8 protein-coding genes and 1 pseudogene are annotated in these 7063 nt (G+C 38.7%); 3 read left to right on the top strand and 6 right to left on the bottom strand.

Going from position 1 to position 7063, the window contains the following annotated elements; all coding sequences use genetic code 11:
* Both AMDU4_RS13335 and AMDU4_RS13340 read left to right on the top strand, forming a co-directional pair.
* Positions 1 to 190 (top strand): DUF3834 domain-containing protein (locus tag AMDU4_RS13335; protein WP_290705521.1); only part of this gene is annotated, 190 nt, incomplete at its 5' end.
* Between the two features lie 78 nt (positions 191 to 268).
* Positions 269 to 781 carry a hypothetical protein gene (locus tag AMDU4_RS13340; protein WP_021788453.1) on the top strand — a complete coding sequence of 171 codons (513 nt, stop codon included), beginning with the start codon at positions 269 to 271 and terminating at the stop codon, positions 779 to 781.
* Here the strand turns inward: AMDU4_RS13340 and AMDU4_RS13345 are convergent.
* The 4 genes from AMDU4_RS13345 to AMDU4_RS13360 form a co-directional block, all read right to left on the bottom strand.
* Positions 778 to 1854, bottom strand: coding sequence for a 5-(carboxyamino)imidazole ribonucleotide synthase (locus AMDU4_RS13345; protein ID WP_021788454.1), 1077 nt, complete (start codon positions 1852 to 1854; stop codon positions 778 to 780). The two genes, AMDU4_RS13340 and AMDU4_RS13345, sit on opposite strands and share 4 nt — an antisense overlap.
* Complete coding sequence (purE, locus tag AMDU4_RS13350; protein WP_021788455.1) at positions 1851 to 2318, bottom strand: 5-(carboxyamino)imidazole ribonucleotide mutase; 468 nt, start codon at positions 2316 to 2318, stop codon at positions 1851 to 1853. The genes AMDU4_RS13345 and purE overlap by 4 nt, the downstream gene beginning before the upstream one ends.
* 42 nt (positions 2319 to 2360) lie before the next feature.
* Positions 2361 to 4004 carry an NADH:flavin oxidoreductase gene (locus AMDU4_RS13355; RefSeq protein WP_290705525.1) on the bottom strand — a complete coding sequence of 548 codons (1644 nt, stop codon included), beginning with the start codon at positions 4002 to 4004 and terminating at the stop codon, positions 2361 to 2363.
* Between the two features lie 67 nt (positions 4005 to 4071).
* On the bottom strand, positions 4072 to 4638 hold the full coding sequence (locus tag AMDU4_RS13360) for a DUF4382 domain-containing protein (protein WP_021788457.1): 567 nt from the start codon (positions 4636 to 4638) through the stop codon (positions 4072 to 4074).
* A 129-nt stretch (positions 4639 to 4767) separates the two neighbouring features.
* Between AMDU4_RS13360 and AMDU4_RS13365 the strand changes: the two genes are divergently transcribed.
* Entirely contained in the window at positions 4768 to 6219 is a 1452-nt protein-coding gene (locus AMDU4_RS13365) for a gamma-glutamyltransferase family protein (protein ID WP_021788458.1), read from the top strand.
* Between the two features lie 21 nt (positions 6220 to 6240).
* Here the strand turns inward: AMDU4_RS13365 and AMDU4_RS13370 are convergent, their stop codons facing one another.
* Positions 6241 to 6477: a MoaD/ThiS family protein gene (locus AMDU4_RS13370; RefSeq protein WP_021788459.1), complete on the bottom strand. Its 237-nt coding sequence runs from the start codon at positions 6475 to 6477 to the stop codon at positions 6241 to 6243.
* A 3-nt stretch (positions 6478 to 6480) separates the two neighbouring features.
* Positions 6481 to 7063, bottom strand: a pseudogene (locus AMDU4_RS13375) (GTP 3',8-cyclase MoaA); the annotation flags it as partial.

The following is a 7063-nucleotide window of genomic DNA, read 5'->3' on the forward strand; positions in this document are numbered from 1 at the left end:
ATATAACCTTGGTATTAAACTGTTAAAGGAAAAACCCGAAGAGGCGGCAAAATTTGTTGTTTCACATTTACCCATGCAATTTCCCCTGGAATTCGTGATGAACACTATGAAAAACTCAGATCTGAATGTCCACAAACCGGGGAATCATGAGGAATTCATAAATTTAGTGAAAAAATATTCGTCCCAATGATGAAATAAAAAAATAATTTATCATTTTTATTAATAGGTTATATTAAATTATTAAATACTACATTTACATTATACCTCTATGTGGGACTACATAAACAAAGTGTTTGATGGTTATCCAGCTGAAATGAGAGTTGTACAGAAAATGATAAAAATAGGCATATCGGTAAAAATTCTGTATGACGAGCCAAAATTATTCTGTGACGCAATTGAAATAAAGCCAAATTCCATAGCAAGAGCCTTCAATGTTGACCGAAGGGTCATTGTGAACATGGTACAAAAAATAATAAACGACCACGAGCTCTTCGATTTTTTCAGCAATCTTGAGCCAATTTCAAATTTTGAGCATTCAGGTTCAAAAATAGGATTCGGTGTAATTGAAATAATTCCCGTTGATGCAGCCAGGCCTGGAATAATAGCAGGTGTAATGAATGTGCTTGCGGAAGCAGGGATATCGGTGAGGCAGGTTGTCACAGATGACCCCGATCTTATAGACAACCCCAGGGCAATCATTGTCACAACAAATACAGTTACTGGCGATATCCTTAACAGGATAAAAAAAATCGAGGGTGTTAAGGCTGTCCTATTGCTTTAAATAAAATCTTCTATTTTGTCTCCATAAAGTATTTCCATTATGTCTTTTATTTTATTCCTTACTTCCTCATATGATTCACCATAAACATTTACATGCCCCATCTTTCTTTTTCTCCTTACCTCATTTTTATGGTACCAGTAAATGTTTGTGTTGCCAAGCTGGAGTATTGGAGATATATTACCATCAATTCCTGTTCCTATAATATTCACTATTCCGGAAGGCACAAATAGATCCGGTCTTATAATATCCATTCCTGCAACCGCCAGTATATGTTCCTCAAACTGTGATACTGAGCTTCCAGTAAGCGTATGATGCCCGGTATTGTGAACCCTGGGTGCATATTCATTAATTATTACCTTGCCGTCTTTAACATAATATTCGATTCCCATTACTCCTATGTATTTCAGGGATTCCATGAGCCTTTTAGCTATATCAATCATCTCTATGGTATTGCCTACTGGAGATATGTTGTATATGAGTATGCCATTCTTGTTGTAATTAAATGACGGTTCAAAGTGGTAGAATTTCCCATTTTCATCCCGTACAGCTATAATTGAGGCTTCATATTCGTAATCAATGAATTTTTCTATCACATATGGCATATCCGGGTGTTTTTCAAATTTGGAATTAATGTCAATAAAATACTGATTTTTTCCGTCGTAACCGCCTCTACAGCTTTTTATTACTGCCTTTCCGAATTTTCTGGCCTTCTCAAATGCATCACTGTAGGTTTCCGCGTATTCATAATCAGCTATGGGAAATCCATGGTCACTGAGATATTTTTTTTCAAGAGATCTATCCTGTTTCAGTTCGACTGCCTTGATGGATGGTCTTAATTTTCCATTCTGGCTGGCATATTCCAGTATGTTCCTGTCTATGTGTTCAAATTCGTATGTAACAAAATCGCATGAGTCAACAAACTCCCTGTACTGTGAAACATCAAAAAATTTGTCTGCTATAGAAGCGGAAGGGCCTTTATTGTCATCTATAACATAGAATTCAATAGGGTACCTCCTCATTGTGTTTATCATCATATATCCTAACTGCCCCGATCCTATTATTCCTATTTTCATAATTTGTCACCTAAGACAGCATCTCTCTGGTTATCCAAAAATGCCTGCATCATTTCCTTCAGCTTCGGATATTTTATTGAAAGAATTCGTACTGCCAGAAGTGCAGCATTTCTTGCACCATTAATAGATACAGTAGCCACAGGCACTCCGGGAGGCATCTGGACTATTGACAGCAGCGAGTCCAGGCCATTTAACGCCTTTGACTGTACAGGAACCCCTATTACCGGCAGGGTAGTCATTGCAGCCACCATTCCCGGGAGATGTGCTGCCCCTCCAGCACCTGCTATAATCACCTCTATGTTGTTCTCTATGGCATCATGGGCATATTTCAGCATGAATTCAGGGGTCCTGTGGGCTGAGACTATCCTGTATTCTACCTCAACGCCAAAGTTTTTCAATTCATTTACTGCATCCTGCATAACCGGGAAATCAGATTTGCTTCCCATTATTACTGCTACTTTCATGAAACCTAATTAATATAATACTAATAAAAATTTAGTAACATTTCACAGAAATGCGGTTTTGTTTTCCAGAATATACTGGTCTATGGCCATTCTCCCGCTCTTCATGGCTTCCAGTATATCGTATTGCCTAATGTCGTACACCTTAAAATCATAGGAATCCATATCCCTGAATTCTATCCCCGCTTTTTCAGCTATTTTCTTATATCCATCAATTCTTGATCTTTCAAGGCTGTGAAGTGACCTGGTACTCATTATAACCCTATTCTTTTCTGCTATTTTCAATACGTCATCAAAATACCTGTAGATATTTGTATCTATACTCAGATCGCCGTTTCTTCCAATATCTGGATAAATTTTGTCGGGGAGGCACAATATCCCATTATTCGCTGATTCATATCTTATTTCTATTCCATACCTTTTCAGCATTGACTGGTAATACTCAAGAAGTGGCATAAAGTCCCTTTTCTTGTACTGGTCTATTATCTCATTGAACTGTCCACCAAAGTCTGATTTCTCATACACAATTGACTTTATGCCCATGCTGGCAGCATAGAGTGCGGCTTCCAGACCCTTTATTCCAGATCCTATTATAGCTATCTCACCACTGTATTTTTTACTGGAATTCTGAGTTATTTCAAATCCTGTGTATGGATTAATGGTACATCTTACCTCGGCATTGGATAAATTCCTGCATGCCTGGTTGCACCTTATGCATGGCCTGTAAGGAATATCCATTTTCATTTTCAATGGTGTATAGGGATCGGCAAGTGCCTGCCTGCCAAATACAACAAAGTCAGAAACCTTCAGTGCCTTTTCAATATCCTGCATGGATCTTATTGAACCTACCAGCATTGTATTCTTATCAATCTTTCCCTTAAGTTTTGAACCTATATGCACATTTTCATAATAGAACGAAGCAGAAGACCCGGGAGGTGCGAACCTTCCTGCGGAGAAATGTATGTAATCCATATTTTTTAACATGGATGCCACTTCTATTCCATAATCGGCATCATATCCGTCCTCATCATCTTCATAGAGGCTGAGCCTGATTCCCAGAGGCATATCCAGTTTAGCTCTTATCATATCTGAAATCTCGTTTATAATCCTCACACGGTTTTCAGTTGAACCTCCATATTCATCCTGCCTTTTATTGAGTGAAGGTGATATGAACTCCTGTAATAGATAGCCGTGGGCTCCATGAAGTTCTATACCATCAAATCCTGCTCTGTAGGCTATTTCAGCCGCATTAAGGAATTTGTTTTCGACATTTTTTATGTCTTGTTTAGTCATTTCAGCCGGCAAACTTCCAAGATAATCGACAGTGGAGGGAGCAAATATGGATTCCTTATTATAGTGTGGATTGGCCTTTCCTCCCGCATGTACCAGCTGTACAAATATTTTTGATCCAGCGGAATGTATTCTTTCTGTCAACCTTGACAGCTTCGGAAGCTGTTCCCTGGAAAATATTCCCATCTCATTTGGTGAACCCTTTCCGTTGTATTCATCAACATAGGCGTATTCTGTAATTATCAGTCCAAACCCACCACGTGCCCTTTCCTCAAGATACCTGATGTGATTCTCATTGGTTGTTCCATCTGGATTACATAAATTGGATATCATTGGAGCCATAACAAATCTGTTTTTTATCTCAATTTTTCCTATTCTAGCTTTTTCAAAAGGATTCATCATTTAAAAGGCAAGCGATAAAAATAAAGTTTTTGTGTATGAAAAATTAATCAAAAGGTTTTAAAATTTAAGATAAAACATTAACCGTTGCGCTCATGTTGAATTTATGCGCGCTTAGCTCAATATTGTTAGACAGGTTAAAATCGGTTACCATACTTGTTGTGGCATGTGCCGATACAGTAACAGGGTGCACAAATATAACAAGGGCGAAGGCATGTGCCAGGGACATGTTAATTGTGGTGCTGCTGTTCAGTATGCCTGACAATGATAAACTCACATGTACAGTTACGTTTTTAATGTACAGTTTCATCATATTGTATGATGATGCATGCACTGACAGGTTGGAAAGGAATGCAGCATTGCTTGCAGTTAAGTTCAATATATTCACGGTTTTGTCATGCAATGAATAATTTGTCCAGCCTGTAGAGTTGGAAGATGCTTTATCTGAATGAAGTGCCACCGAACTGAAGGTAACGTACACTGCTGCAACTCCATTTATTGAAGGTGGGCTATCTGCCGCACTCATTTTCAACGTTCCCGTTGTCTCGTAGTGGTATGCGTAATATCCGCCGCCGGCTACAACGGCAACTATTATTATTGCAACTATTATTGTCATTAATTTACTGGATTTCATAAACTATAAGCTAAATTTGAATATATAAAGGTTTATACATAATTACATTGATAAAATGTTCTTATTCACAACTATAAGTTAACATGCTTTTTTAAAATTCTTTAAATAGTTTAAATAAATATTTATCTTATGAAATATAATGTAGCCACTAGCCACCCGCTCAGCACCATGGCAGGACTGGAAGCACTGGAAAAAGGAGGAAATGCATACGATGCCATGCTTGCAGCGTCCTCTGCACTGGTTGCTGTCCAGCCTCAGTTTAATGGTCTTGGAGGAGATTTATTTGCAACAATAAAAGACGGTCGATATTACTGCATAAACGCAAGTGGATTCGCACCTGCCGCCGCTGATATAGATTTTTACTCAGGGCAGGGGTACAAAGAAATACCGAAACACGGACCTCTTTCTTCATTTTCAATACCAGGTCTCGTATCATCCTGGAAAATTGCGGCAGAAAAATCCACTATGGGCATCGATAAAAATTTCAAAAGGGCAATCCAGTTTGCGCTTGAAGGATTTGAACCCAGCAGAAAACTTGCAAGGGCAATAAAGAATTTCAATGATGGAGACAATGACTTCAATGAAATTTACAAGGATACAGATACGTGGCTTAAACAGGAAGATCTGGGGAATACCCTTGAGACACTGGTGAAAGAGGGTCTGGATTCATTTTACAATGGTACTGTTGCAGATAAAATAGATAGTGACATGAGAGAAAAAGGCGGACTTATCAGAAAATCCGATCTTGCGGAATATAAAGCCGAAATATTGAGTCCTATCAGAATAAAATACAGGGAATACGATGTTTATACTAATCCTCCTGTTAGTCAGGGACTTACAGCGTCTGTATGGTTAAGGGATTTAAATGGATATGATCTTTCTGGAATGGAGCATCAGGAATACTATGACACCCTCATAAAAACTATGCGCGATGCATACAATATCCGTAGGCAGTACATCTATGACGGAGTGAAGCTACCGGAAAATATAGAAGACCTGAAACCTGACAAATCCAGCCCAGGTAATGGGAATTCTAACATTTCAGACACAACTGCCTTTTCAATTTTTGATGGAAGCATAGAAATAAGTGCAATACAGAGTAACTATATGGGTTTCGGATCCGGACATAATATAAGTAGAACGGGCATAAATATGAATAACAGGGGAAGCTACTTTTCTCTGGACAGTGAAAACAGAAATCATCTGGAGCCTGGCAAAAAAACATTCCACACTCTAATGAGCGTACTGGCCTCCGGGAAAAAGGACATAATCCTGGGCAGCATGGGTGGTGACGTTCAGCCCCAGATAAATGTACAGATACTTTCGAGACTCATTGACCTTGGTTACAGTATACCGGATGCTATTGCCTACCCAAGATTTGCATATCCAGCATCTATCTACGGTGATTCTAAGGTTTACTATGAAAGCACACTGAGGCTCAACCATTATGAACCCGTGGACGACCTTAATGATATGATGGGGCATGCACAGGGAATTACCATAGACTCTGAATCGGAAGCGGGCTTTGACCCACGTGGAGATGGACTTCTACGCTATTTAAGGGAAAAATACTTCAAATAAATATGTAAATATCTCTGCTTTCTATCCCCCACTGACCGGTGGGAAAAACGCTACTCTGTCATTTTCACGTAGTGGAATACCGGAGTAATATTCATTATTTACTGAAATAAGCAGATTACTGATGTTTCTCAATTCCGGATATTTGCTGAATATTTTTTCCATTAATTCATCCATGCTTCCCCAGCTTATGTCGAAGGTTTCCTGGGCAGTTCCGGTTATATCTTTTACACGGGCAAAATATAAAACTGTTATCCTCATAAATCACCTCCAGTATGGTATCCTTGCCCTTACTGCCTCCCTGTACATTTTATCTATCTCTTCGTTATCCCCGAGTACATCCTTTATTTCAAAATAATCGTTTTCCCTCAGCAAACAGGTTTTAAACTTTCCGTCTGCCGTAACTCTTAATCTTGTACAGTGTTTGCAGAAATCAACGTTGCGCATTGGTTTTACAAATTCTATTTTGACTTTTCCATATTCTGTGTTAACAGTATACCTTTCCCTGTTATGGAGGGGATTATGTTCAACACTTTCAGCCTTCTGTTTTATCCGGTTTTCAACGGGTTCCAGTGGCACATGATATTTTATATATTCCTCACTATGCTCTTTCTCAACATTAGCCTCAAATTCTATTAGCTGGAGTATGCAATTGTTTTCAGCGCAGAATTTTATCATGCCGTCAACCTGATTTTCATTTATATTCTTCATCAGGACAAAGTTTATTTTAATGGGGCCCAGATCAGCCTCCTTTGCAGCCTCTATGCCTTCCTTTACAACTGGCAGAAAGTTTTTCTTGGTATCAGTTATAAAGTGGAAATTATATTCATCTATGGCATGCAATGAT

The sequence above is a fragment of the Ferroplasma sp. Type II genome (assembly GCF_000496155.1).